This is a genomic window from Pseudomonas protegens CHA0 (assembly GCF_000397205.1).
Classification (GTDB): Bacteria; Pseudomonadota; Gammaproteobacteria; order Pseudomonadales; family Pseudomonadaceae; genus Aquipseudomonas; species Aquipseudomonas protegens.
In genome coordinates, this window is sequence record NC_021237.1 from 2,179,662 (window position 1) to 2,204,362 (window position 24,701).

17 protein-coding genes and 1 pseudogene are annotated in these 24,701 nt (G+C 54.7%); 4 read left to right on the top strand and 14 right to left on the bottom strand.

The features are described from left to right. Positions 1 to 280: 280 nt before the first annotated feature. The 6 genes from PFLCHA0_RS09865 to PFLCHA0_RS09890 all read right to left on the bottom strand — a co-directional run bounded on the left by PFLCHA0_RS09865 (position 281) and on the right by PFLCHA0_RS09890 (position 9,214). A complete protein-coding gene (locus tag PFLCHA0_RS09865) occupies positions 281 to 1,291 on the bottom strand; it encodes an FkbM family methyltransferase (RefSeq protein ID WP_015634793.1) in 1,011 nt (336 codons plus the stop codon). Next, positions 1,284 to 2,627: an ABC transporter ATP-binding protein gene (locus tag PFLCHA0_RS09870; protein ID WP_015634794.1), complete on the bottom strand. Its 1,344-nt coding sequence runs from the start codon at positions 2,625 to 2,627 to the stop codon at positions 1,284 to 1,286. Before PFLCHA0_RS09870 ends, PFLCHA0_RS09865 begins: the two co-directional genes overlap by 8 nt. Beyond that, on the bottom strand, positions 2,617 to 3,447 hold the full coding sequence (locus tag PFLCHA0_RS09875) for an ABC transporter permease (protein ID WP_041752056.1): 831 nt from the start codon (positions 3,445 to 3,447) through the stop codon (positions 2,617 to 2,619). Before PFLCHA0_RS09875 ends, PFLCHA0_RS09870 begins: the two co-directional genes overlap by 11 nt. Then, a complete protein-coding gene (locus PFLCHA0_RS09880; RefSeq protein ID WP_015634795.1) occupies positions 3,444 to 5,387 on the bottom strand; it encodes a glycosyltransferase family protein in 1,944 nt (647 codons plus the stop codon). The genes PFLCHA0_RS09875 and PFLCHA0_RS09880 overlap by 4 nt, the downstream gene beginning before the upstream one ends. A gap of 57 nt (positions 5,388 to 5,444) precedes the next feature. Beyond that, positions 5,445 to 6,446 carry a GDP-L-fucose synthase family protein gene (locus tag PFLCHA0_RS09885; protein ID WP_041116927.1) on the bottom strand — a complete coding sequence of 334 codons (1,002 nt, stop codon included), beginning with the start codon at positions 6,444 to 6,446 and terminating at the stop codon, positions 5,445 to 5,447. Positions 6,447 to 7,333: 887 nt separating this feature from the next. Continuing rightward, a complete protein-coding gene (locus tag PFLCHA0_RS09890) occupies positions 7,334 to 9,214 on the bottom strand; it encodes an acyltransferase family protein (RefSeq protein WP_015634797.1) in 1,881 nt (626 codons plus the stop codon). Between the two features lie 211 nt (positions 9,215 to 9,425). Here PFLCHA0_RS09890 and PFLCHA0_RS09900 point away from each other — a divergent pair. Continuing rightward, a pseudogene (locus PFLCHA0_RS09900) lies at positions 9,426 to 10,562 on the top strand (IS3 family transposase). A gap of 243 nt (positions 10,563 to 10,805) precedes the next feature. On the opposite strand, the gene PFLCHA0_RS31115 reads toward PFLCHA0_RS09900, so the two are convergent. The 7 genes from PFLCHA0_RS31115 to acnA all read right to left on the bottom strand — a co-directional run bounded on the left by PFLCHA0_RS31115 (position 10,806) and on the right by acnA (position 20,215). Beyond that, the gene (locus PFLCHA0_RS31115; protein ID WP_015634798.1) at positions 10,806 to 13,235 is read right to left on the bottom strand and encodes a hypothetical protein; all 2,430 of its coding nucleotides are present in this window, start codon (positions 13,233 to 13,235) and stop codon (positions 10,806 to 10,808) included. 23 nt (positions 13,236 to 13,258) lie between these two features. Continuing rightward, positions 13,259 to 13,648 carry a GtrA family protein gene (locus PFLCHA0_RS09905; RefSeq protein WP_041752057.1) on the bottom strand — a complete coding sequence of 130 codons (390 nt, stop codon included), beginning with the start codon at positions 13,646 to 13,648 and terminating at the stop codon, positions 13,259 to 13,261. After that, on the bottom strand, positions 13,645 to 14,373 hold the full coding sequence (locus tag PFLCHA0_RS09910; protein WP_015634799.1) for a class I SAM-dependent methyltransferase: 729 nt from the start codon (positions 14,371 to 14,373) through the stop codon (positions 13,645 to 13,647). Before PFLCHA0_RS09910 ends, PFLCHA0_RS09905 begins: the two co-directional genes overlap by 4 nt. After that, positions 14,370 to 15,347 carry a glycosyltransferase family 2 protein gene (locus PFLCHA0_RS09915; protein WP_015634800.1) on the bottom strand — a complete coding sequence of 326 codons (978 nt, stop codon included), beginning with the start codon at positions 15,345 to 15,347 and terminating at the stop codon, positions 14,370 to 14,372. The genes PFLCHA0_RS09910 and PFLCHA0_RS09915 overlap by 4 nt, the downstream gene beginning before the upstream one ends. A 39-nt stretch (positions 15,348 to 15,386) precedes the next feature. Beyond that, a complete protein-coding gene (gene galE, locus PFLCHA0_RS09920; RefSeq protein ID WP_041752059.1) occupies positions 15,387 to 16,367 on the bottom strand; it encodes a UDP-glucose 4-epimerase GalE in 981 nt (326 codons plus the stop codon). A 141-nt stretch (positions 16,368 to 16,508) separates the two neighbouring features. Continuing rightward, positions 16,509 to 17,297: a CPBP family intramembrane glutamic endopeptidase gene (locus PFLCHA0_RS09925; RefSeq protein ID WP_015634802.1), complete on the bottom strand. Its 789-nt coding sequence runs from the start codon at positions 17,295 to 17,297 to the stop codon at positions 16,509 to 16,511. 176 nt (positions 17,298 to 17,473) lie between these two features. After that, complete coding sequence (gene acnA / locus PFLCHA0_RS09930; protein WP_011060249.1) at positions 17,474 to 20,215, bottom strand: aconitate hydratase AcnA; 2,742 nt, start codon at positions 20,213 to 20,215, stop codon at positions 17,474 to 17,476. A gap of 208 nt (positions 20,216 to 20,423) precedes the next feature. On the opposite strand from acnA, the gene rlmM reads away from it, so the two are divergent. Both rlmM and tusA read left to right on the top strand, forming a co-directional pair. After that, positions 20,424 to 21,497, top strand: coding sequence for a 23S rRNA (cytidine(2498)-2'-O)-methyltransferase RlmM (rlmM, locus tag PFLCHA0_RS09935; RefSeq protein ID WP_015634804.1), 1,074 nt, complete (start codon positions 20,424 to 20,426; stop codon positions 21,495 to 21,497). Between the two features lie 192 nt (positions 21,498 to 21,689). Further along, entirely contained in the window at positions 21,690 to 21,941 is a 252-nt protein-coding gene (tusA, locus tag PFLCHA0_RS09940; protein WP_011060251.1) for a sulfurtransferase TusA, read from the top strand. On the opposite strand, the gene PFLCHA0_RS09945 is transcribed toward tusA, so the two are convergent. Then, complete coding sequence (locus tag PFLCHA0_RS09945; protein WP_019093726.1) at positions 21,938 to 23,347, bottom strand: MATE family efflux transporter; 1,410 nt, start codon at positions 23,345 to 23,347, stop codon at positions 21,938 to 21,940. The genes tusA and PFLCHA0_RS09945 overlap by 4 nt on opposite strands. Before the next feature lie 190 nt (positions 23,348 to 23,537). Between PFLCHA0_RS09945 and pdxB the strand changes: the two genes are divergently transcribed. After that, positions 23,538 to 24,680, top strand: a complete 1,143-nt coding sequence (pdxB, locus tag PFLCHA0_RS09950; RefSeq protein ID WP_011060253.1) for a 4-phosphoerythronate dehydrogenase PdxB — start codon at positions 23,538 to 23,540, stop codon at positions 24,678 to 24,680. Positions 24,681 to 24,701 lie beyond the last annotated feature (21 nt).

Here is a 24,701-nt window from a genome sequence, read left to right on the forward strand (position 1 = left end):
GCGAGTATCACAGACAGGTTTGTGATGGTTACGAAAAAAAAGCAAAAGTTTTGCTAGATTGTTCACGCGGTTGAAATATTAAAGTGCATTGATTCGAGTCATCAGAAGCGTTGCCGTGAACTGTCCTTGCTATCGTTTATATATAGCGACAACAAATATAGGCGTATATACGCAAGTATGCCAAGATTTCTGTATTTAGTCTCTGCAGGCCCTGATCGAGAAGCTACACCTCCGATGCTGCCCCGCCACTGAGGCCCATTCCTTTGCCGCAGGTGCAAATTTAAAATGGTTGCCAGCTTTCGTCAGGCATAAGCCAGAAAGCATCATCAATCGCTGAAAATACTGGATGGGAGTCAAATGCTTCTTTTGGATTCAGAGCAGTCAAATTGCCTTTGGCGATGTCTTCGCGTACGAAGAAAGCATTGAAGCAGCAGGTTCCCACTGCGCAGAGTTCGTAGCCCTTTGGCTTCAGAAGGGTCGTCCAGGCGGTCAGGCTTGCTGCCCCTGATTGCTGCCATCTACGGTTGAATTGCTCTCGGTCACGCTGGACGACGCTGTGCCGTTCGCGAAAGCGCTTTTCAAACTCTACGACAATTACGCGAGGTCTGATGTCACGCAGGTTTTCCATGACTGCGAAGTCACCGCCATCGATGTCGATGATGAAGAGGTCGGGTTCCGGTTCCGGGTTGTTTGCCATAAGCAGGCCGTTGATATTTTCCGGGCTAATGGCTTGCTGAACGATCTTCGGCGAGTAGTATTCGGTTTCGCCCTCTCGAGTCCAATGGTAATGCCGCGTCGAAGCTGTGCGCGCGAAAAAGTAACGCATTCTGCTGCACTCAGTTGCATCGAGTTCAAAAATTGTTCCATGCCAGCCATGATTGACCAGCAAATTTGTCGACAGGTTTTCCGGAATCCCCACATCAGAATCGCTGCAGTTGCTGCCAATTTCGATGACATAGCGATTGGTGCAGCCAATATGTGTGAATAAGCGCAACAAGATTCCGTCTTCATCATTTTGCGAAAACGCACGAAACCCGCTTTCCACCAAGTCTGAAGGCTCAAGCACTCTTGGGGAGTTATGTTTCCACGTATGCATCAAGTGCTTTTGTTGGGCTGCGTCAGCATTGCTGACGAAATTGCGACGTAGTAGGGGGTTAAAACTTCCTACGTCCTCAGTCGAAAGGCCTTTGTTCAGAAGAATCGTTTCAAAGTGAATCTGACGCTCGCTCAAAGCCTTCAATTCTTGCAGGGCTTCTGCGAGCTGTTGGGACAGTGTATTGAGATCAGACATTTTGTTTTTCTTCCAATAAATCCACTGAGACAACCGGGTGCATATTGAAAATCCCGCCATAGAACGCTGCCAGCGGCGATTCTGTAACCTGCAGCTGTTCAACGTCATGCATTAGCAAGCTGTACTCTTCAAATTCGCTTCTAGAGAAACCTTTATTTGCAACACCCACCGAAAATGAATATTGACCCGCCTTTAGATTCAGATTGAGGTTGAATCTTACGAGGACCTGGGCGCCTTCTTCGCATGGCGCTTCGGGCATTTGCAAGGCAAAAGTGCTGGTCTCAAATATCGAGCGTCCCAAACGGTCCCTGACTATAAGGCCATAGGCAGGGCGCTCGAAGTCCTTGTTCAGTTTAACCACGTATCGAACGGTTAACTGAGTTTCGCTTTCAATGTGGGTGACAGGCTGGTTTTCGGCGTTCAGGAGGGCGAAGTCGATAAGTTCGGCGTCGCCGTTGGTCGTGATGGTTGTAGCTTTTGTCCACGCCTTGGGGCGCTCAATCGCTTCGAGGCTCTCAGTTGCAGGAGCAATGCTCTGATCGATAGATACCTCGCCGCTACTCATGTCGGTTTTTTTGGCGACCAACCCTTGATACAAATCGATCACGTCTCGAGGTGCACCAAAACTGAGTGTTCGGCCATGGCTCAGTAGCAAAGCCTTGTTGCAAATGTGTTTGACCGTGTTGGCATCATGGGACACGAACAGTAACGTCCCCCCGCGTGCGCGAAAGCTTTCCAGGCGTTGGAAACACTTTTGCTGAAAGTAGGCATCGCCTACCGCCAACGCCTCATCAATAATCAAAATGTCGGGCTCGAACGCCGTCGAAACGGCGAAGGCGACACGCATTTGCATGCCACTGGAATACGATGAAACGGCTTGTTCGAAGTGCTCGCCAATATCAGCAAACGCCTCTATGTCGGGTATTTTTGCTTCGATTTCACGACGGCTGAAGCCCAGTAGTGCTCCGTTCATATAAACATTTTCGCGGCCGCTGAACTCAGGATTGAAGCCTGACCCCAGTTCAAGTAAAGCAGCTACACGACCGTTGATGCTCACCTTACCTGTAGTGGGGGTGAGGGTGCCGGTGATGATTTGCAAGAGAGTGCTTTTACCGCTGCCGTTCAGTCCGACGATTGCACAGGACTCGCCTTTGCGAACTTCAAGGAAAATTTCGCGAAGAGCCCAGAATTCCTTGAAGTAGTTACGACTTGGCCTGCGGAGCAGGCGACGCAACCTCGGGTAAACGAATTGCTTGAGTTGATCACGAGGGTGTTCGAATATTTCGAATCGCTTGGAAACGGCTTCCACACGAATTGCGAATTCATTAGAGGACATTCGCGAATCCTTTTCTGGTCTTCTGGAACCAGCCATATCCCGCCCAAGCAAAGCTCAAGGCCACAACAGCATAAACTGCCAGGCCAGCGAAGTTAGGCATTGAACCACTGATTAGTATCGCTCGGGCTTGCTCGATAATGAAGGTGAGGGGATTGAGCATCAGCCAAGGTTGGATTTCGACGGGTAGAGCGGAAATGGGGTAAAAAACCGGAGAGGCGAACAGCAGCAAGGTCATAAGCAGACCAATGGGGTGGGCGACATCGCGTAAATACACCCCAAGCGATGCAAGTATCCAGGCCAGGCCTAAAGACAGCACGATCAGCGGTGCTATCACCAGTGGCAGAAAAACGACTGTCCAGGGGATGGTGCCGTGAACCAGAAGTTGTGCGACCAACAATACGCCAATACTGACCAACGCGTGGAAGAAGGAGGTGCCCATGGCAATGATAGGGAGAATCTCCAGAGGGAAGACCACCTTCTTTACGTAACTTACGTTGCTCAAAATTAGCGTGGGGGCCCGAGTCAATGTCTCGGCAAACAAGCTGTGAACGATCATTCCGGTGAATAGCAGAATCGCAAACTCACCTTTGCTGCCAGGCTCGCCAGTTCCCCAGCGAGCCTTGAACACGACTGAAAAGACCAGCGTGTAAATCACCAGCAACAGTATCGGGTTCGCGAATGACCACAGAATACCCATCATCGAACCTTTGTATCGTCCGATGACATCCCGTTTGGTCATTTGCTGGATCAGGTGCCAGTTTGACCAAACGCTTTTGATCAGTGACAACAGCGAGACGGGGGCGGGTGAGTGCGGGTTCATCTCAGCTTCCGCTTCAGTATTTCAAAGCGAGCCCTGAAGCCTTGGGTCTTGATCGCCTGGATCTGAGCCTTGACCCATGCCTTGTTAAGGAACAGCCGGGCGATGTGCTGCCGCGGCGACTCTACGACGACAGGGGCGGGTACTTCAGGCATGTAGAACCCTGCCGAAACCTTAAGTACTCCAGGATTGAAATCCTTGATTAGTTCGGTTTCGGCGGCCTCATCCCAAGTTCTTTCGGGGAACGACTGACGGATATCCAATGTGACGGTAGCAGGCAGCAGGTGCTTGATTTTACCGCTGATCATTGCCGCCAGTGGCCGCCCGTCAAGATAATGGAGTGCGATACCCAGGTCGGCAGGGAGCGACGCAGTCCTGAAAATGAAGCGGCCATATCCGGGTGGGCCGGCAGCGTCCACATGACCAAAGTCGATCAACTCGTGAACGGTATGCACGGGCGAGTGACCATCGTCCATGATCACCGCGGTTGCCGCGCAGTTCACTTGATCGTCGCGTTGCAAGGCGCCAGCTAGAACGGTCAGGTGGTTGAAGAACAGCTTTTCATTCGGTGCGACAAATATGATCGCGTCGGATTCCGCTGCGTCGTTTACCAGTTCCTGAAGAATTTCTCCTAGCGGACGTTTGCTCTTGATTCCAGGATGAATGCCGTACCTGTAGGCTTCAACTTCCTTTATCTGAATCGGGATAGGCGAGGCGCTGAGGATTCTTGAAATTTCCGGTTTCAGGCTGCCAGCGATTACCTTATCGATGACCAGCGTGGCGGTGAAGTTTCTGTAATCCTGATGGCGGACACTTTCGACGTGTGCTTTCAGAGCCGCAGTAGAGTACTCGGGCATCAAGAGGTTTAGGCTGATATGTGTTTTTTCGCCTTCGGTCCCAAGATGTCGTGTGACTAATTGTTGCTTGCGCTCCTTCAAGCCACTGTACAGTTCCTTCAAGCTGCCGATCAGCGAGTAATGGCCGTTGAAGATAGCCTGTGCCTTTTTGATCTTGGCCATGGCCTCTTCGGGATTGCTTTTTATCCAGCTGAGGTGGGCTGTGATATCGCCGTAGATCTGCTCCATCGGAGACCGGCTGTCGATATAAAGAAGTGAATCGCCAAAGAATTTTTGCGCGAAAGGATTCTCGTCGCAGATGACAAGGGTGCCAGCAGCAATGGTTTCGAACAGACGGTTCGACATCATTTCCGAGTCGCGGTGGGCCTGGGAGGACAGTACCAGTGCCGCCCCCGCTTTGGCGATCTCGTTGATCATGGAGTTTCCGTCGAACGGAATCTCTCGAACGTAGCTCTGATAACCTTCCCAGACACGTACGCCCTGAAAAATAGTTGGGCCGTAGATTTTCAGCAGACCGGTAGGGTCGAGTCGCTTGAGCACTTCCTGCTGGCGCGATTGACGACTGCTGACGATCGCTTCCCAGTTAATACCGGCGTAGAACAGTTTGCCGTCACCCAACGAAGGTTCATGTACGATCTGGGGGGTGGAGTGGTACAGCTTGAAGTGTGCGGGTAAGTGCGTCGTAGCGCCACGTACCATTCGGGCCACATGGTCATCGGCGGCAATGGAGCTGCAACTGAGGAAGTCATCGTGCGTGGTCAGGTTGCGCGAGCAACGTTGATAGCCCCACTCATGGTAGAACTTCAGCGGGTTCCAGAGTGCGACAAAGGAAAATGCGTCGTAGCGCTTTGGGGTGTCGTAGTGGAGGTGAATCACAAAATCGACATTCGCCTTGGACGCTTTTATGTCCGGAGCGGAGACGAAGCCGCCATCGGCGAGGATTTCAACGCATTCAACCCCAATGGCTTTGGCTGCCAGCTTCAGACGTGCGATGCACTCATCTTCTGCGGTTTTAATACCTGGCCAAAGTTTTACAACTCCGAAGCGACCAAATAAACCCTCGGGCAGAGGGAAATCATTGTTCATTACATTGGATCCAAATGTAGGAAATTAAAAGATGACGGTTCGCCTGCGGTGCTTGCATCAGATGTCGATACGTGCGTCCGGGGTCGGCGACTCAAGCAAGTTCAAGAAGTCCTCGTAGGCGCTTTTGAGCCCTGTTTTTTCATCAATTTTAGGTTTCCATCCAAGCGCTCTAATCTTGCTGCTATCCAGTAGCTTGCGGATAGTGCCATTTGGTTTGTTCGTGTCGTAAACGATTTTTCCCTCATAGCCGACGACCTCCGCAATCATCGCAGCAAGGTCGGCGATGGCGATATCGTGATTACAGCCGATGTTGTAGAGGTCGTCAGTGGTTGGCGCGAGCATTACGCACTTCATTGCGTCGGCAAGGTCGTCAACATGCAGGAGCTCGCGTCGTGGAGTGCCATCGCCCCAAACGACGAACTCTTTCTGCTGCAGGACTTTGGCCGCATGCGTACGACGGAGAATTCCCGCAACGACATGGCTGTGTTGAGAGTGGTAGTTGTCGCCGGGGCCATAAAGATTTGGCGGGATAACGGAGACGAAGTCACAGCCATATTGTTTGCGGTAGGCCCGGCACATTTCAATGCCAGCAATTTTGCTGACAGCGTACGCGCGGATACTATCTTCCAAAGGGCCCGTGAGTAGCGTCTCTTCGGTAATAGGTTGTGCTGCATTTTTGGGATAGGTGCAGTTGGTGGCGACAAAGAGTAATTTTTTGGTCCCGAACTTGTGAGCGCCAGAGATGACGTTCGTTTGAATCATCAAGTTGTCGTAAATGAACGATGCAGGCAGCGTTGCGTTGGCATGAATGCCGCCGACCTTGGCGCCGACATGAAAGATATAGTCCGGGCGGTGCTCTGCCATCCAATCGTATACAGCAGCCTGGTTGGTAAGATCCAAATCGGCCCTAGACGTCAGCAGTAGTTGGGCATCCTCGTCTTTAAAATTCCGGACTACAGCAGAGCCAAGCATTCCTTTGTGCCCTGTAATCCAAACTTTTTTTCCGGCGAAGTGTGGTACGGAACCCTGTACTGATGCCTTGACGCTTGTTGCAGACATTTGATCATCCTAATTATTTGGAAAGCTTCGCAAATTCACCTTCACCCTGCATCCGTTCGTCCTGCGCCGCCATCAAGGTAAGTTATCGGTACCCTGCGCAGCGTGCGGTCAAGCAAGCCTTTTTGCCCCACGTACAACACACTCATCTCAGAAGGGGAGCTCAGGTCGAAAGTCGCCTTTATTAATCCCGGCACGGTAATTGCGCGCTCCGTTTTCTGTTGTCCACTCTGGTCGGAGGACTGTGGGTTTGTATCCTGTCAAAGTGCCATTCGGTAAACTTGGGTTGATGGCTATTTGCCCACTTTGTATCGTTCACCAGCGACCTACTTTAATCAAAACCAAGACATTAGCTCATCTCGCGCTGCCTAGAGGGTCTGTATGGGGGAAGGGTAACAGTGAGGTCGGTTGTGGCAACCGCCTCTTCCTGTAGCCCTTCTGCAGAGGTGCTGCGTTACATCGGCGATGTTACCACGTCGTATTTTTTTTTCCTCCCCGACAAGGGCATTGGCACATTTTGCCCACTGACGCGGCACTGGCCGCTGATCGGGTTGGGGTGAGTCCAGTGGACGCTGCATCGTAAACGTTAACCTTCTGACATTGCTCTGCTAAAGGCCATGTTTGTTCAGGTAAAGACACAGCCTGAGCCAGACAAGTTCAGATTGTCAGCGTCAAATATCAGGTCGTAGTCGCGCGATGGATTTTCTTTGATCATGGGCGCGCCAGGTGTTCGTTGGGAGGTACCCCCACAGGTCTGCCCGAAACTGATGAGGCTCTCGATAGTCCGGGCTGGGCCTGCGGTAACGTGGTCAGATATCTCACACGAACATCCTGTTCGCCACTGGATACTTTTGCGATGACTAAAGTCGTATTGATAACGTATTGAGGCGTTAATTTACGATCAACGGTGTTATTTCCTTGGCGTATAGACCTGATCCTTCTGGTGTCAGGTGCACGATGTCATAGATCAGGGGTTTTTCATCGGGAGATGCCATTGGGCAGGACCCGTTAGGGCATACCGCTTTTGTCAGTGATACATAAGCAATACGGTTGTGATGAGAGACCACCTCACTGACGGCAGCCTCGGACCGTTGCATGACCTCCCAATCAACATCATTTGACGAGTTGAAGTTGAACATCTTGCCTTTTATCCTTTCAATCATGATCAAGGGAACGCTGCGTTTGAAAAGTGGCGCTTCACCTATTACAACCACTTTAGTCAAGTTCAAGGTGTCTACTTTATCCAGCGTTCGATCTAAGGACGCCATGTATTCGGGCGATATCGGCCAGCCGGCAGTAATGATTAGAATATCGGGTCGAGCGGCCTCGATTTTTTTTAAGAATATTTCGTTTGCATTCTTGCAGTAAGGGCGTGCCGGCATATCCATGCCTAGAATCGGAGCACATGCTGAGGCCGTTAACTGCCCAAGTGAGATGTTATGTTCGCCAAGTGTTTTACGTAGCCCCATATAGAGGTGTGCGGCATGACTGTCTCCCCAAAGAAGCGCCGTTTTATTTTTTCCAGAGGGCACACAACGTAGGAGGTCCGTTTTAGCGGGATCTTGATCCGGGTCTAGAAAACATTCCCCTGCTTGATAATCCTTGGTTGGATTGTAGGACATCGTCGTAAGCACTTGATCGATTCGACTTTGGGAAGATGAGGGGAAGCCGTGTTTGTGTGAGACGAACCATCCTATGGCTACCACTAGGCAAAGAGACATAGATGCGACTGACAAGATGTGTGCAGGCGTCCATTGCTTTTTTGCGTAACGGAAAGTTTGCTCAATCAGTTTGTAATTTAACCAAGCTAAAAGAATGGCCATTGCAAAAATCACCAGTGCGGCGATCTCTTTGTCTGCATTAGGGAATGCGCGTTTGGCGAATACAATCAAAGGCCAGTGAACGAGATACAGGGAGTACGATATTTTTCCCACGAATACCATCGGTCGGGAGCCCAAGAGCATCGACATCCTGTCGCCTTGCTCGCCAGCCATGATAATGAGCGCTGCGCCTAAGCACGGTAGGGCTGCGGCGATTCCAGGGAACGGGGTTTGACTATTGTAGAAGAATATTGGGTAAGCCAATCCGGCCATGCCCAGCGCAAACAGGCATAGCGAGATTATCGGAGGTTTTTTTAGGTGTAGCGCGGGAAGTGCAATCAAACTCCCGATAAGAAGCTCGAATGCACGAAACGGCAGAAGATAAAACGACGCGGTTGGGTTTGTAGAGAGTAATTGCTGCGAGAAAAACAACGATACAGCCAGCATGATAACGATGGTTGCGGGTATCAACCGTTTTGAAACTTTCGAAAGTCCCAGGATGATTAACGGGAAGAAGATATAGAATTGCTCCTCGATACCAAGTGACCAAAGGTGCAGAAGCGGAATCTCATCCGCGGAGGGCGAAAAATAATTGAGGGTGGCATAGAAGTAGATGTTTGCGGAGAAAAGCGCTGAGGCGATAGCGGATTTTGCGTAGTTTGCAAGTTCACTTGGATACTGTAGGCAATAGGCGGCAATCGATGTTGTGACTATCACCGACAGAAAGGCAGGCAGGATCCGGCGTGCTCGTCTTACGTAGAAATTCGCGATGGAGAATGAGTCGTTGCTAGTCTCTGCGTAGATGATCTTCGAAATAAGGTAGCCAGAAATCACGAAAAATATGTCGACCCCGACAAATCCGCCAGGAAGTAATCCGACATTCAAATGGAAAATCACCACACTCAGGACGGCTATCGCCCGGAGTCCATCAATATCTGAACGGTACTTCATGTCTTGGAAAAATCCTTGTGGTTACTCAGTTTATGGGGGGGATTCTAACCGTGAAAATGACTTTTTTGATCTGTTTTTCGTTCCGGATTCGGAATTAGGATGGATTAACCAAATTCTGCACGGAGTAGTTTTCGCCACAAAAAATGATGTGAATCGCTCCGGGTTTCGTAGGCACCTCTTTGCCTTAGAATGAGGCCAATCAGGAGGTGCCATGAGCAACCCACGTTATCCCGAAGAATCCAAAATCCAAGCAGTCAATCAAGTGACCGAAAACAAGCTACCCGTTGCTGAGGTAGCTGCCCGTCTCGGCGTGTCGACGCATAGCCTCTATGCCTGAATAAAGCGCTACAGCAAACCTCAAGTAGAACGGCAGCAGGATGATGATCAGCACGCTGAATTGCGTCGCCTGCGAGCGGAATTCAAGCGCGTCACTGAAGAGCAGGCATATTAAAAAAGTCCGCCGCATACTTTGCCAAGGAGTGCGGCTGAAGTACGCCTTTATCAAGCTGCGCGCGGGCGACTATTCGATTCGACGGCTTTGCCTGGCGCTGAAAGTCCATCCCAGCGGTTATTACGCCTGGCTGGCTGAGCCGCAATCTGTACGTGCCAAAGACGACCAGCGACTGGTGGGTTTGATCAAGCATTTCTGGCTGGAGAGCGGCGGCGTTTATGGCTGTCGCAAAATCCATGACGATCTGCGCGAGGTCGGTGAAGACTGTGGTCGGCACCGTGTGGCGAGGCTAATGCGTCTTGCGGGACTGCGCTCTCAGACAGGTTATCGACGTCGCCCGGTAAAGTACGGCGGTAAGCCAGCGGTCGCCTCGCCCAATTTGCTGAAGCGCCAGTTCGATGCCGTAGAACCCAACAAAGTTTGGGGCATCGACATCACCTACATTCGCACGTATGAAGGCTGGTTGTATTTGGTGGTGGTGCTGGATCTGTTTTCTCGTCAGGTCGTTGGCTGGTCAATGAAGTCGCAGATGACCAGTGATCTAGCTATTGATGCGTTGTTGATGGCGGTTTGGAGGCGTAAACCGAAGCAAGAGGTGATGGTTCATTTCGGCCAGGTAGCCAGTACAGCAGCTCCGATTGGCGCAGCTTTAATTTGATTGCCAGCATGAGTCGCCGAGGCAACTGTCATGACAATGCTGTGGCCGGGAGCTATTTCCAGCTTCTGAAACGGGAACGGATCAGGCGGAAAACCTACACCACGCGGGAAGATGCTCGTAGTGATGTGTTCGATTACATCGAGATGTTCTACAACGTTAAACGTCGGCATGGCTTCAACAAACAACTGTCGCCGGTAGAGTTTGAAAAGCGTTACGCAATGAGTTTGCAAGGTGTCTAGAGAGTCCGGGGCGATTTAATTTTATTCTCGGGAGGCCGTGAGCAATAGGAGCAACCGTTAGGAGGTGGTTCTCCCCAGAGTGCGAAACTTTATCACATGAGTAATCGTGAGCACTGCTGCTTACTCTACCCGGCTCTGATCCCGTGGGGGGGCAGGGCCGGGCTTTAATCGGATCTAAAGATCTGTGGGGGACGAGCACTGCCTTCAGCTGGATCTCTGGCCGTTAGGGGGCAACGCTCGCCATCAAAGCGGAATAGTGCAACTGATGTTAGAGAACCAGGCATTGCCATCCTGTACCAGAGCGAATCGTAACTGTGATGATTCGGTCTTGCTAGCGCTCGGTAACTGGAGGGCACTGAGAGGGACTGTTAGCGTCTCGCTTTCGCCCGGCGGTAGAACGCGATTACTCGATGCACGATATCCATTGTCCCATTGAGTGACTGCTCCATCTGTTCTTTCAATGTGATATCCGATTTTTATCGGGAATTGTCCTGCCCCTATGCTCCAGTTGAAGTTACTTTCATTGGTTAAAGTCAATGTCAGGTTTTTATATGAAGATGTACCTTCTTCTCGGGTGCAGGAGAGACTGCCTTTCATGGCTTCAAGTGGAGTAATCGCAGAATCACCCGTGCCCTTTGTTAATACTGATCCGTCCAGAAATAATTCTGGGTGCGTCTTGTTGTCGACAGTAACTGGGATGTTTCCAGGGTAACTATGGATAAAGGCGACAAGCATGTCCCGGTTTAACAATATAGGGTAAAGATTTTTGTTTGCCGCTTCTTTTGAATTGATTTCAATAGTGCTGATATTTTTGTAGTCAGGTTCGTAGTGTATACGGTATCCAGGATCATCCAGGAGTGCGTAGGCAAGATTGCTCGCGTCGTCCTCGACTACCTTGTAGTTACGCGCCTGTAAGGTTTGGTGAATTGCCGAATACTCCTCGCCTTTGACGACAGTTCGGTCGATTACAATAGATTTGAAACCCAATGCTTCGATTTCGGTCAGTTGTTGCGTGAAAGTGAGTTTAGATATCCTGTAATTCCAGTCATCTGCTGGGCTATTTTTCGCGCCACCATTGCTCCAGTGAATTGTGTGTGAGTTTAGGTAAAGGCGGACTTGGGAAAAAGCGCCCCACCCGTAGTAAGGGCTTTCGCGTAAATATTGAGCGTAAGGGTATTGATAGACCATTGAGTTTTTTGGAATGGTCTGTTCTAACTGGCTAACGAAATTGCGCTCTGCTTTATACTGATCTGCAAAGGGTTGATTTCTGCGGTTCGAAGTCGCAGGGATCTGATCGAACAGTCCTACGATAGTAATAGTTAGAATCAGTACTGAAGCGATCATTCGTCCTTTTTGTTCTTTGCGATCTCGCCATCCATCAGCTATTCGGGCGCCGAATAATAGTAGGAAGAAAATAAGGAGTACGGCGAAACGATCATAGGCACGGATGGTAGGGAATATCAAAGCTATCAGAGTGCCAATGCCTCCAAATATGCAGCACAGCAATGAAAATAGGATTAAGGGGAGTAGGGTGTCGATCAAGCTCAATTGATTATTGGTTGTGGCGGAGGTGTCAGCTTTTCTGAGTATGGGAAGTGCTAGAGCGGTGAGTGCTGCCGCAAGTAATAGTGATCCCAAAAGGCCGAGAGAGACTGCGGCAACGGATGAGTATTTTCTTGCGGCGGTATTAGAGCTTAGGATTTTCTCTCCTGCTTTTGCGATTGACGGTATTCTATGATTGGTGGCGGGAGCGATAAGTTGCTTCAGGCTTGTGCTATAAACTTCAGCCTCAAAAGGGTGCTTTATCAACACGGGATCCGCTGTATTTCCCGTGGGGTAAAACTCACTGTGATGATTTTTTTTGTAAGTGTAGAGTGGTAGCTGTATCAGTAATGACGCTGCGACAAGCAGCAAAATATAGATGGTAGAGGGGGTAAGCAGGATAGGTTTTTTCCAGTCCACCAATACAGCTCGGGCACCAGCTGAAAATCCGAGTGTGAGTAGTATGAAAAACGCGTAGTACCCATCGGATATCGCTATGAGTAAAATGAAAAGTGCGCCGAGCAGAAAAAAACGATCAGTTATAAGTTTTTTGGGGGCTGCCAAAAGTATGTGATCAAATTTTCCCTGTAGAGTCCATATTACAGAAACGAGGGCAAGAGGAACTATGAAATAATTGGGTATAAAAGAGTAAATGAGAAAATTTATTCTGAAGGTAGTAAAGGCAAATAGGAAGGCGACACAAACCCCGCAGAGCCTAGAGATATTAAGCAGTCTGCAAGCAGTGAAAGATGTGAGTGCGATCAATGAAAAGTTTAGCAGGTAGTAGAATTGCTGAAGGTAAATTGGGTCTTTGATAAAAAAGTTTAGACCCAGCATGATGACTGAGTGCAGTGCGCTGGTTTGTGCGGCGGCATTGTGATGCCAGCTTGCAACTTCTGGTGCTCCTAGGAATGGATTGCTAAGCACCCATCCCGTATCGGTTAATACTTTCGTCAGGGTCAATTGCCATATGTCATCCCCATTTCCATATATCATAGGGATCGACATGTCCCAATGGTTAAGCCCTAGAACATAGTAGCCTAGCACCATCGGTAGAATTATCAGAAGGCCAATGTAAATTCCCAGTTTTTTTAGTAATGGCTTTTTGTTTTGGCGCAATGCTTCTTGCATCCTGGAATGTACCTTGTGTTTTTTTAACTTGCGTTATTTTTGAAGATGAATAATTTGCAGGCGATGAACATCACGGTGCTGTAAATTACTATTCCACAGAGTTGCGCAATGTAAGGATTGATTTTCAGGGCGTTTAACGCGAGTAACACTGCAGCTGCGTTCAATAAATAGGCGATAATGGCGCACAGTATATATTTAGGGAACGAGTGCCTCGCAGGGTTCGTGCTTTTAAATGTCCAGATGCTATTCAGGATAAAGCTAATGGCCAAGCCTACGGCATAACCCACAGCATTAGCCGTCAGCGGGCCGAGGGATGTAAAGTACATGATTGCATAGATAGCGGCCAAACCTGTCAGCGTGTTTAACACGCCGACAAGTAAGAATTTCATCGTCTGAATGGCCAGTGCAATCATTCTGGCGCTCGCGCAGACATACGGTACTGAGCACCTAGTGCGAGCCAATTCAACTTCCGCTCCAGCGGGCGCAGATAGCTCAAGAAGGCCGGAAAGAAAAGTTTGTAGTCAACGCTGGGTTTTGCCCAGCCACCGGCAGTTGCGCGTTTCGCCATAGTCCGCCCCAGAATCAGTTTTGCGTTTACATCAAGGGGGCAGGTGTTCACCGCTTTTACGGTCAGTGGATTCAGCGGGTTATGCTCATATATCGTTAGAATTCCTCCTGGTTTGGTGATGCGTAGCAACTCCTTTAACCAGTGATCATGGTCTTCGTGCGGTATATGGTGAAAGACGCAAGCTGTGAATACGATATCCTGGCTGTGTGTAGGCAAAGGGATAGTGTTTTCAATCTGTACGTATCTTTCGTCACCGGGGAATCTGATTTTTGCGATTTCAATACTGCGAGATGAGACATCCCCGCAAGTAATCGCACTGCCAGGGAAATATTTTCTGAAGAAGGGTAATGAGTTTCCGATACCGCTGCCGAAGTCAAAAACAGAGGCCGAGGGCAGTTTTTGATCTGCTACTAGCGCTGCCAAGTCTGCAATTTTGTATTCAGAAAAAAACTCCGGGTTTTCGCCGGTAATTGCGACGTTCTCTTTATGCTGATCATGGTACTCGTCAGCAAGTAGATCGAATTCGGCACGTACGCGTTGATCTTTATCCGGGTTGATATTATCGCTCAATTCGATGTCTCCTTGTTGGGCTCCGTTTTGATCTCCTTGTCCAGAGATGAGACTATCTCTTGAATAATAAACAAAGGTCGGCCTTTGGTTTCTATATAGAGTCTTCCCAAATACTCTCCCATGACACCAGCAACAAATAACTGCATGCTGCCCAGCGCCAGCATGATCACTGCCAGGGATGTCCATCCTTCTACACTGTTGCCTGTGAAGTAGTGAAGCAACACATAACCCAATAGCAGTACTGTGGCCGCCCCGAAGCCAATGCCTAAATACGATGCCATGCGCAAAGGGCGTACAGAGAATCCGGTGATTGCATCTATTGCAAACTTAATCATCTTCGACAACGGGTACTTTGTTTCCCCGGCGAATCGTGCTGCGCGCTCATAGGGAAGGGCTTCTTGCTTAAGACCGATCCAACTGACCATTCCGCGAATAAAGCGATGATGCTCAGGCATTCCGTTCAGCAAGTCGACGGCTCGACGACTCATCAGGCGGAAGTCCCCGGTATCTGCAGGGATGTCGATGTCTACCATCCGGTTAAGCATGCGATAGAAGAAGTGAGCCGAAGCCTTTTTGAACATCGTCTCGCCGTCGCGTTTAATCCGCTGGCCGTAGACAACGTCGCATCCGTGGTCCATTCGTTCCATCATTTTTGATAGCAGTTCTGGAGGATCCTGAAGGTCGGCGTCGAGGATGAAAACCCGATTGCCCCGACAGAGTTGCAAGCCGGCTGACAATGCAAGTTGATGACCATGGTTGCGTGAGAGATTGATGGCAACCACGCGGCGATCAATTTGCGACAGATCCTGCATGATTTTCCACGTTGAATCCCTGGATCCATCATTGATCAGGACGAGTTCGTAGTCATCGTTAAGTTGCTCTGTACAGACGGCGGTAACTCGTCGGTGCAACTCGAGAATCCCGTCTTCCTCGTTATAACAAGGAATGACTACAGATAATGTTGGCCCTGCCATTGATTCATCCTTAATTCTGAAAAGATTGCGTCATTTGCGTTACATGGACGAATGCCATGCATAGGCATGGGCAATGATATCGTCTAGAGCAGGGTAACGTGGGGTCCAGTTCAAAGCCTTCCTTGCCTGTGCGGAGTCCGCGACGAGCACTGATGGGTCGCCCATGCGCCTGGCTACAAACTCATGAGGAACTGCCTGGCGAGTGATTCGTTGCACGCTATTCAGAACATCTTTAACGCTATAGCCGGCGCCGTTCCCCAGGTTCAGCTTCAGGGAGTCGCCCTGATTTCGCAAATGATTCAATGCCGACAGGTGGGCGGCGGCTATGTCGCAGACGTGAATGTAGTCGCGCACGCATGTGCCATCGGCAGTTGAATAGTCATCGCCAAAAATTTTCAGCGAAGGGCCGTTGCCCAGGGCGGCATTGATTGCCAAAGGTATCAAGTGCGTTTCCGGCTCATGGCGCTCGCCTAGCGAACCGTCTGGTTGAGCGCCTGCAGCGTTAAAGTACCGCAGGCACACGTGACGTATACCGTAGGCCTGTTCGTAATCAGGTAGAACCTGCTCGACTGCGAGCTTGGATCGGCCATAAGGATTTATCGGAACGGTTTGGTGAGCCTCGCAAATAGCGCCGTTGGTAGGGCTCCCAAAAATGGCCGCAGTAGATGAAAATATGAAGTTCTTGATCTGATGGTGCGCCATGCTCGCCAGCAAGGCGAGGGTCTTGCTCAGATTGTTCTCGTAATACTTCGCAGGCTGCAGGACCGATTCCCCCACTTGAATGTAGGAAGCAAAATGCATTACTGCGTCGATCTCATGTTCCTGAAAAATTTGCTCGAGGAGTTCGCGATTACCAGCGTCCCCGACAATAAGAGGCACGCTCTGAGGCACGGTGTCGGCAAACCCGGAACTCAGGTCGTCGAGCACGACGGCTCCCAAGCCCTCTTCAGTCAGCATTCTCACCATGTGAGAACCTATATAACCGGCGCCCCCAATAACCAGTACGTTTTTCGCCGTCACACCGCCTCTCCTTCGATGGCTTAGAGTCCGTTTTGCACATTCAATAAAATGGCGCTTGTTAATCCTTCTGACACTATATCAATCTTGGTGCGTGCCTGGGCCTTGCAGCATGCGCTTTGAACGTTTTTTGACGCTGCAGGTTCAAGCCAACATCGGATAAGTAAACAACCCAAAATGCAGCAAATTCAGCCCGAAATGCGTAACAACCGCGGCCCCCAACCCCCCGAACCGATACGCTAGTCCATACCCGACGCCAGCAATAGTCGCCAGCAACGTCCATTGCCATCCCGCACCTAAGTGCACCAACCCGAACAGCAACGCCGCCAAAAACAGCGCCAGATTCTCCCCATACGGCAACTGCTTGAACCGACGGCTTAACCCGCCCTGGATGTACCCGCGAAATAGCGCTTCCTCCACCAGCGTCACCAGAAGCAGGTTATTCAAAACCCATAGCCAAGCCTGTTCCGGCCACTTCGGCGCCCAACTGATGACGCCCAACAACGCAGCGCCGCCCAATGCGGCAATTGCCGTCAGGGTCAACGCCAGCGCCATGGCACAGATCGACAGGCGCAGGGGGCGGCGTGCAACAATCCACGGGCATACCAGCAGCAGCCAGAAGCCGATCAGCGGCTTGTCCTGGTTCAGGTACAGGGAGAAGGGCACGGCATCGTCGGTGAAGCGTTGCGGGTCGATGGCCCGGCCATTGTAGAACCCAGGCAGCCAGTGCATGGCCAGGGCCAGGGCGAGCACCACGAACAGGCCGTGGCCCAGGTACTGGCCGACGCGGCTGCGTTGCTGGCGCACGGCAAAGCCGGCAGCCAACAGCAGCAAGATCGACAGGGCGGCCAGCAGGCCCAGTTGCCCGTAGCTCAGGGCCAGTGCGTAGCCAATGGAAAGAAGTGCCAGGTACATCCATGGCAGAGCAGTCATGGGGAATCCTTGTTGCGTAAGAATGGGTATTGCAGAGACGTAGTACTGCGCCGGATCTGTAGTCGCCATTGCGACCGGTGAGTCAGATTTGGCGGGGGCGCAGTATAACCGCCTCGTCCTGGCACGGCAGCCCAATGCAAAACACCGCCCGAAGGCGGTGTTTTTTTCAGGCAGCGTCAGGAGGCAATCAGTTGCCGCAGAACGTAGTGCAGGATCCCGCCGGACTTGAAGTATTCCACTTCATTCAAGGTGTCGATGCGGCACAGCACCTCGATCTTCTCCTGGCTGCCATCCTCACGGGTGATCACCAGGGTCAGGTTCATCCGCGGCGTCAGTTCCGTACCGCTGAGGCCGAGAATGTCCAGGGTTTCCTTGCCGGTCAGCTTCAGGCTCTTGCGGTTCTGGTCCAGCTTGAACTGCAAGGGCAGGACGCCCATGCCCACCAGGTTGGAGCGGTGGATACGTTCGAAGCTTTCGGCGATCACTGCCTTGACTCCCAGCAGGTTGGTGCCTTTGGCCGCCCAGTCGCGGCTCGAACCGGTGCCGTATTCCTGGCCGGCGATCACCACCAGCGGCGTGCCGTCGGCCTGATAGCGCATGGCTGCGTCATAGATCGCCAACTTCTCGCCGGTGGGAATGTACAAGGTGTTGCCACCTTCCTCGCCGCCGAGCATTTCGTTGCGAATGCGGATGTTGGCGAAGGTACCGCGCATCATCACTTCGTGGTTGCCGCGCCGTGAGCCGTAGGAGTTGAAGTCCCGCGGTTCCACGCCCTTGTCCCGCAGGTAGCGGCCAGCCGGGCTGTCGGCCTTGATGTTGCCGGCCGGGGAGATGTGGTCGGTGGTCACCGAGTCCCCCAGCAGGGCCAGTACCCGGGCGCCGCTGACATCGGTGATCTGCGGCAGCGGGCCGGCGATGTCATCGAAGAACGGCGGGTGCTGGATATAGGTGGAGTCGTCCTGCCACACATAGGTGGCGGCCTGCGGCACTTCGATGGCTTGCCACTGTGCATCCCCGGCGAACACTTCGGCGTACTCCTTGTGGAACATCCGAGTGTTGACCTGGGCCACGGCGTCGGCGATCTCCTTGCTGCTGGGCCAGATGTCCCGCAGGTACACCGGCTGGCCGTCCTTGCCCTGGCCCAGAGGCTCGCTGCTGATGTCGATGCGCACCGTGCCCGCCAGGGCATAGGCCACGACCAGGGGCGGCGAGGCCAGCCAGTTGGTTTTCACCAGTGGATGCACCCGGCCCTCGAAGTTGCGGTTGCCCGACAGCACCGAGGCCACGCTGAGGTCGGCCTGCTGGATGGCTTTCTCGATCGGCTCCTGCAGCGGGCCGGAGTTGCCGATGCAGGTGGTGCAGCCGTAGCCCACCAGATCGAAGCCCAGTTGGTCCAGGTAAGGCGTCAGGCCGGCAGCCTTGTAGTAGTCGGTCACCACCTTGGAACCTGGAGCCAGCGAGCTCTTGACCCAGGGTTTGCGTTGCAGGCCTTTTTCCACGGCCTTCTTCGCCACCAGGCCGGCGGCCATCATGACGCTGGGGTTGGAGGTGTTGGTGCAGGAGGTGATGGCCGCGATCACCACGGCACCGTTTTTCAAGCGATAGGTCTGGCCGTCGTACTGGTAGTCGGCTTCGCCCACCAGGTCCGCGTTGCCCACCGCCACACCACCGCCACCTTCGCTTTCCAGGCGGCCTTCTTCCTTGCTGGTGGGTTTGAACTGCAGGTCGAGGAAGTCAGTGAAAGCCTGGGCAACGTTGGGCAGTGCAACCCGGTCCTGCGGCCGTTTGGGGCCGGCGAGGCTGGCCTCCACGGTGCCCATGTCCAGCGCCAGGCTGTCGGTGAATACCGGCTCCTTGCCCGGCAGGCGCCACAGGCCCTGGGCCTTGCTGTAGGCCTCCACCAGTTTCACCAGTTCGTCGGGGCGCCCGGACAGTCGCAGGTAGTCCAGGGTGATGTCATCCACCGGGAAGAAGCCGCAGGTGGCGCCGTATTCCGGTGCCATGTTGGCGATGGTGGCACGGTCCGCCAGGGGCAGGTCGGCCAGGCCGTCACCGTAGAACTCGACGAATTTGCCGACCACGCCTTTCTTGCGCAGCATCTGGGTCACCGTCAGCACCAGGTCGGTGGCGGTGATGCCTTCCTTGAGCTTGCCGGTGAGCTTGAAGCCGATGACTTCGGGAATCAGCATCGACACCGGCTGGCCGAGCATCGCCGCCTCGGCTTCGATCCCGCCCACGCCCCAGCCCAGTACGCCAAGGCCATTGATCATGGTGGTGTGGGAGTCGGTGCCCACCAGGGTATCGGGGAAGGCGTAGGTGCGGCCGTCCTCGTCCTTGGTCCAGACCGTGCGCCCCAGGTATTCCAGGTTGACCTGATGGCAGATGCCGGTGCCCGGCGGTACCACGCTGAAGTTGTCGAAGGCGCTCTGGCCCCAGCGCAGGAAGGCATAGCGCTCGCCGTTGCGTTGCATCTCGATATCGACGTTCTGCTCGAAGGCGCTGCTGCTGGCGAATTTGTCCACCATCACCGAGTGGTCGATCACCAGGTCCACCGGTGACAGCGGGTTGATCCGCTGCGGATCGCCACCGGCCTTGGCCATGGCGGCGCGCATCGCGGCCAGGTCGACCACCGCCGGCACCCCGGTGAAGTCCTGCATCAGCACCCGTGCGGGGCGGTACTGGATCTCGCGGTCGGAGCGGCGCTCCTTGAGCCAGGCCGCGATGGCCTTGAGGTCGGCGCCGGTGACGGTCTTGTCGTCCTCCCAGCGCAACAGGTTTTCCAGCAGGACTTTCAGCGACATGGGCAGGGTGTCGATATCACCCAGGCTCCTGGCGGCGTCCGGCAGGCTGAAATAGTGATAAGTCTTGTCGTCGACTTTTAGGGTCTTAAGGGTTTTCAGGCTATCGAGGGATGGCATTGAATGACTCCTTGTGGCCCGCACGGCTACGGGCCTGTGATACGGACAGAGAGTTAACCTAGCTCTGTTTGGGGCTTATGGCTAATCACTGGACTGCTGGGCTCAGTCCAAGGTTCCGAACTCGGTTATCATGCGCCGGTTTTCGTGACAGGCTTTGCTACAGGGCAGGTTTGCGCATCGATTCATCGCCATTTGCCCAGGAGATTCAATGAACACCCTGTTTATCCATTGCCGGCCCGGCTTCGAGGGCGAAGTCTGCTCCGAGATCGCCGACCACGCGGCCCGGCTGAATGTCGCCGGTTATGCCAAGGCCAAGCCCAGCACCGCCTGCGCCGAGTTCATCTGCACCGAGGACGACGGGGCCCAGCGTCTGATGCAGGGCCTGCGCTTCCCGGAGCTGATCTTTCCCCGGCAGTGGGCCCGGGGCGGCTTCATCGACCTGCCGGAAACCGACCGCATCAGCGTGATCCTTGCCTACCTGGCCAACTTCCCGCAGTGCGGCAGTCTGTGGCTGGAAGTGGTGGACACCAACGATGGCAAGGAGCTGTCCAACTTCTGCAAGAAGTTCGAAGCCCCCCTGCGCAAGGCCCTGACCGCGGCCGGCAAGCTGGTGGACGACGCGACCAAGCCACGCTTGTTGCTGACCTTCAAGAGCGGTCGGGAAGTCTTCGTCGGCCTGGCTGATGCCGGCAACTCGGCCATGTGGCCCATGGGCATTCCACGGCTGAAATTCCCCCGGGAAGCGCCGAGCCGCTCGACCCTGAAGCTGGAAGAGGCCTGGCACCATTTCATTCCTCGGGACCAGTGGGACGAGCGTCTGCATGGCGACATGACCGGCGTCGACCTGGGGGCTGCCCCGGGCGGCTGGACCTGGCAACTGGTCAACCGCGGCATGCTGGTGACCGCCGTGGACAACGGCCCCATGGCTGAAAGCCTGATGGACACCGGCCTGGTGCAGCACCTGATGGCGGACGGCTTTACCTACAAGCCCAGGCAGCCGGTGGACTGGATGGTCTGCGACATCGTCGAGAAACCGGCGCGCAACGCCGCGCTGCTGGAGACCTGGATCGGCGAGGGGCACTGCCGCGAGGCGGTGGTCAACCTCAAGCTGCCGATGAAGCAGCGCTATGCCGAAGTGAAGCGCTTGCTGGAGCGCATCGAAGAAGGCTTCAAGGCCCGGGGCATTCGCGTGGCCATTGGCTGCAAGCAGCTGTACCACGACCGCGAGGAAGTCACCTGCCACCTGCGGCGCCTGGATCTGAAAAAGCCCAAATCGGCGTAGTACCTGCAACACCACCCGCTTCCTGGTAGAGGCCGGCTTACCGGCGAAAAAGGCCCCACACTGGTGCAAGGTGTGAGGATGCCTTCGCTGGCAAGCCAGCTCCTACGGCAGGACCGGGGCCGTGGAACGACAGCAACAGATGAACCGATGGCGGTATTGCGCGACAATGCCGGCCAGTTTCAGGAGTGATTCATGAGCCAGATTATCGATACGCCGGTTGACGGCACCCTCGACGCCACCGGCCTCAACTGCCCGGAGCCGGTGATGATGCTGCACCAGCACATCCGCGACCTGCCGCCGGGCGGGCTGTTGAAGGTGATTGCCACCGACCCCTCCACCCGCCGCGACATTCCCAAGTTCTGTGTGTTTCTCGACCATGAACTGGTAGCGCAGCAGGAAGAGGCAGGTACCTACCTCTACTGGATCCGCAAGAAGCTCGATTAACCCGCCGAGCGGCTGATGCGGATCTGCTTGCGCGCGCTGCGGGTCAGGCGGATCGACAGCATCAGCGCCGCGCAGCTCAAGCCCACGATCAGGCCTTCCCACAGGCCGCTCGGGCCCCGCGCCGGGCCGAACCAGTCGGTCAGGCCCAGCGCGTAGCCCACCGGCAAGCCAATCCCCCAGTAGGCGAACAGGGTCAGGATCATGGTCACCCGAGTGTCCTGGTAGCCGCGCAATGCGCCGGCCGCCGTGACCTGGATGCCATCGGAAAACTGGAACAGCGCCGCATACACAATCAGCATCGAAGCGACCTGAATCACCATCGGGTCGGTGGTGTAGATGGTGGCGATGGGCTCACGCAGGAAGAACATCAGGCTCGCCGAAAGGCAGGCGTAGGCCAGTGACGTGGCCATGCCGACGCCGGCGCTGAAGCGCGCATTGCGGGGTTGCTGGCGGCCCAGGGCCTGGCCGACCCGCACGGTCACCGCCATGGCCAGGGAGTAGGGAATCATGAACATCAGGGCGCTGACGTTGAGGGCGATCTGGTGCCCGGCCACCACCGTGGCCCCAAGGCTGCCGATCAGCAGGGCGATCACCGCGAAAATGCTCGATTCGGCGAACACTGCAATGCCGATGGGCAGGCCGATGCTCAGCAAGCGCCCGATCATCGCCCCTTGCGGCCAGTCGAAGCGGCTGAACAACTGGATCTTGCGGTAGGCCGGTGCCCAGAAAATCCAGCCGGCCATGCCCAGCATCATGGCCCACATCACGATGGCCGTGGCCCAGCCGCAACCGACGCCACCCATGGCCGGTACACCGAAATGGCCATAGATGAAGATGTAGTTGATGGGGATGTTCAGGGCCAGGCCTCCCAGGCCGATGACCATGCTCGGCACCGTGCGGCCCAGGCCATCGCTGAGGCAGCGCAGCACGTAGTACAGCGCTACCGCCGGCAAGCCACTGGCGATGCCGTGCAGGTAGCCCATGCAGGGCTTGATCAGTTCCGGATCGACATTCATCAGGTGCAGCACCGGCTCGGCACTGATCAGTATCAGCAGGGCCGAGATCCCGGCCACCACGGCGAGCCACAGTGCCTGGCGCACCAGCGGGCCGATCTCGTGCAGGTTGCCGGCGCCGAAGCGCTGCGCCACCTTGGGCGTGGTGGCCAGCAGGGTGCCGGTCATCAGCAGGAACACCGGAATCCAGATCGAGTTGCCCAGGGCGACGGCTGCCAGATCCCGCGGGCCGACCCGGCCGGCCATCACGGCATCGACAAAGCCCATGGCGGTGGTGGCCACCTGGGCAATCATGATGGGCAGGGCCAGTACCAGCAGGTCATGCAGTTCACGGCCGACCCGGGCAGGGCGGCTGGTGGCGGTGGCGGCAGGGGAGTCAGTCACGGAATTCACGGGGCGTAGCGTCCATAGGTGGTGTTGCGCAGGACGCGACAGTCTACGCGTTGACATCTCAGTCAGGAAAACATCCCGTGTTGTGGATTTGTAAGCGCCGGGAGTGGTGAAAATGCCGGTTCGCGCGCATGCCGCGCTAGCCCGGCCTGGCATCTGCGCCTACACTGCGGCTCCGCCAGAGGAGCCTGCCATGTTGATTGTTGCCGACGAAAATATCCCCCTGATCGAAGAGTTCTTTGCCGGTTTCGGCGAGATCCGGCGTTTCCCCGGGCGCGCCATCGACCGGGCGACCGTGGAGCAGGCAGATGTGTTGCTGGTGCGCTCGGTGACCCAGGTCGACCGCCAGTTGCTGGAAGGCAGCCCGGTGCGGTTTGTCGGCACCTGCACCATCGGCACCGATCACCTGGACCTGGAGCATTTCCAGCAGGCCGGGATCACCTGGTCCAGCGCCCCGGGCTGCAACGCCCGGGGTGTGGTGGACTATGTGCTGGGTAGCCTGCTGACCCTGGCCGAGATCGAAGGCGTGGACCTGGCGCAGCGTTGCTATGGCGTGGTCGGTGCCGGTGAAGTGGGCGGGCGCCTGATCGAGGTGCTGCGTGGCCTGGGCTGGAATGTGCTGGTCTGCGATCCGCAGCGGCAGGCGGCGGAAGGCGGCGACTATGTCAGCCTGGAGCAGTTGCTCGAGCGTTGCGATGTCATCAGCCTGCACACACCCCTGACCAAGAGCGGTCAAGACTCCACCTGGCACCTGCTGGATCGCCAGCGGCTGAACCGGCTCAGGCACGGCACCTGGCTGATCAACGCGGCCCGTGGCCCAGTGGTGGATAACCGGGCCCTGGCTGAGGTGCTGCGCCAGCGCGAGGACTTGCAGGCGGTGCTGGATGTCTGGGAAGAGGAGCCGACGGTGGATGCTTCCCTGGCGGACCTCTGCGTGCTGGCGACGCCGCATATCGCCGGTTACAGCCTGGACGGCAAGCAACGGGGCACGGCGCAGATCTACCAGGCCTACTGCCGTTTCCTCGGGCAGGCCGAGCAGGTCAGCCTGTCGGCCTTGCTGCCGGCGCCCTGGGTGCCTCAGGTCAGCCTGAATGCCAATGCGGACCCGGCCTGGGCCCTGGCGATGATCTGCCGTGCCGTGTATGACCCGCGTCGCGATGATGCGGATTTTCGCCGTAGCCTGTCGGATGATGTAGCTCAGCAGCGCAGTGCCTTCGATGGTCTGCGCAAGCATTATCCGGAGCGCCGCGAGATCGACGGCCTGGAAGTGCGCATCCAGGGCGAGTCCGCGGCCTTGAGCCGGATCGTCCGTGCCTTGGGTGCCAGGGAAGCCTGAAACCGCGCATAAAAAACCCGG

Excerpts from the sequence above, each read along its gene's own strand:
- PFLCHA0_RS09865 (WP_015634793.1), bottom strand. The coding sequence starts at position 1,291 with ATGTCTGATCTCAATACACTGTCCCAACAGCTCGCAGAAGCCCTGCAA.
- PFLCHA0_RS09870 (WP_015634794.1), bottom strand. The coding sequence starts at position 2,627 with ATGTCCTCTAATGAATTCGCAATTCGTGTGGAAGCCGTTTCCAAGCGA.
- PFLCHA0_RS09875 (WP_041752056.1), bottom strand. The coding sequence starts at position 3,447 with ATGAACCCGCACTCACCCGCCCCCGTCTCGCTGTTGTCACTGATCAAA.
- PFLCHA0_RS09880 (WP_015634795.1), bottom strand. The coding sequence starts at position 5,387 with ATGAACAATGATTTCCCTCTGCCCGAGGGTTTATTTGGTCGCTTCGGA.
- PFLCHA0_RS09885 (WP_041116927.1), bottom strand. The coding sequence starts at position 6,446 with ATGTCTGCAACAAGCGTCAAGGCATCAGTACAGGGTTCCGTACCACAC.
- PFLCHA0_RS09890 (WP_015634797.1), bottom strand. The coding sequence starts at position 9,214 with ATGAAGTACCGTTCAGATATTGATGGACTCCGGGCGATAGCCGTCCTG.
- PFLCHA0_RS31115 (WP_015634798.1), bottom strand. The coding sequence starts at position 13,235 with ATGCAAGAAGCATTGCGCCAAAACAAAAAGCCATTACTAAAAAAACTG.
- PFLCHA0_RS09905 (WP_041752057.1), bottom strand. The coding sequence starts at position 13,648 with ATGATTGCACTGGCCATTCAGACGATGAAATTCTTACTTGTCGGCGTG.
- PFLCHA0_RS09915 (WP_015634800.1), bottom strand. The coding sequence starts at position 15,347 with ATGGCAGGGCCAACATTATCTGTAGTCATTCCTTGTTATAACGAGGAA.
- PFLCHA0_RS09925 (WP_015634802.1), bottom strand. The coding sequence starts at position 17,297 with ATGACTGCTCTGCCATGGATGTACCTGGCACTTCTTTCCATTGGCTAC.
- acnA (WP_011060249.1), bottom strand. The coding sequence starts at position 20,215 with ATGCCATCCCTCGATAGCCTGAAAACCCTTAAGACCCTAAAAGTCGAC.
- rlmM (WP_015634804.1), top strand. The coding sequence starts at position 20,424 with ATGAACACCCTGTTTATCCATTGCCGGCCCGGCTTCGAGGGCGAAGTC.
- tusA (WP_011060251.1), top strand. The coding sequence starts at position 21,690 with ATGAGCCAGATTATCGATACGCCGGTTGACGGCACCCTCGACGCCACC.
- pdxB (WP_011060253.1), top strand. The coding sequence starts at position 23,538 with ATGTTGATTGTTGCCGACGAAAATATCCCCCTGATCGAAGAGTTCTTT.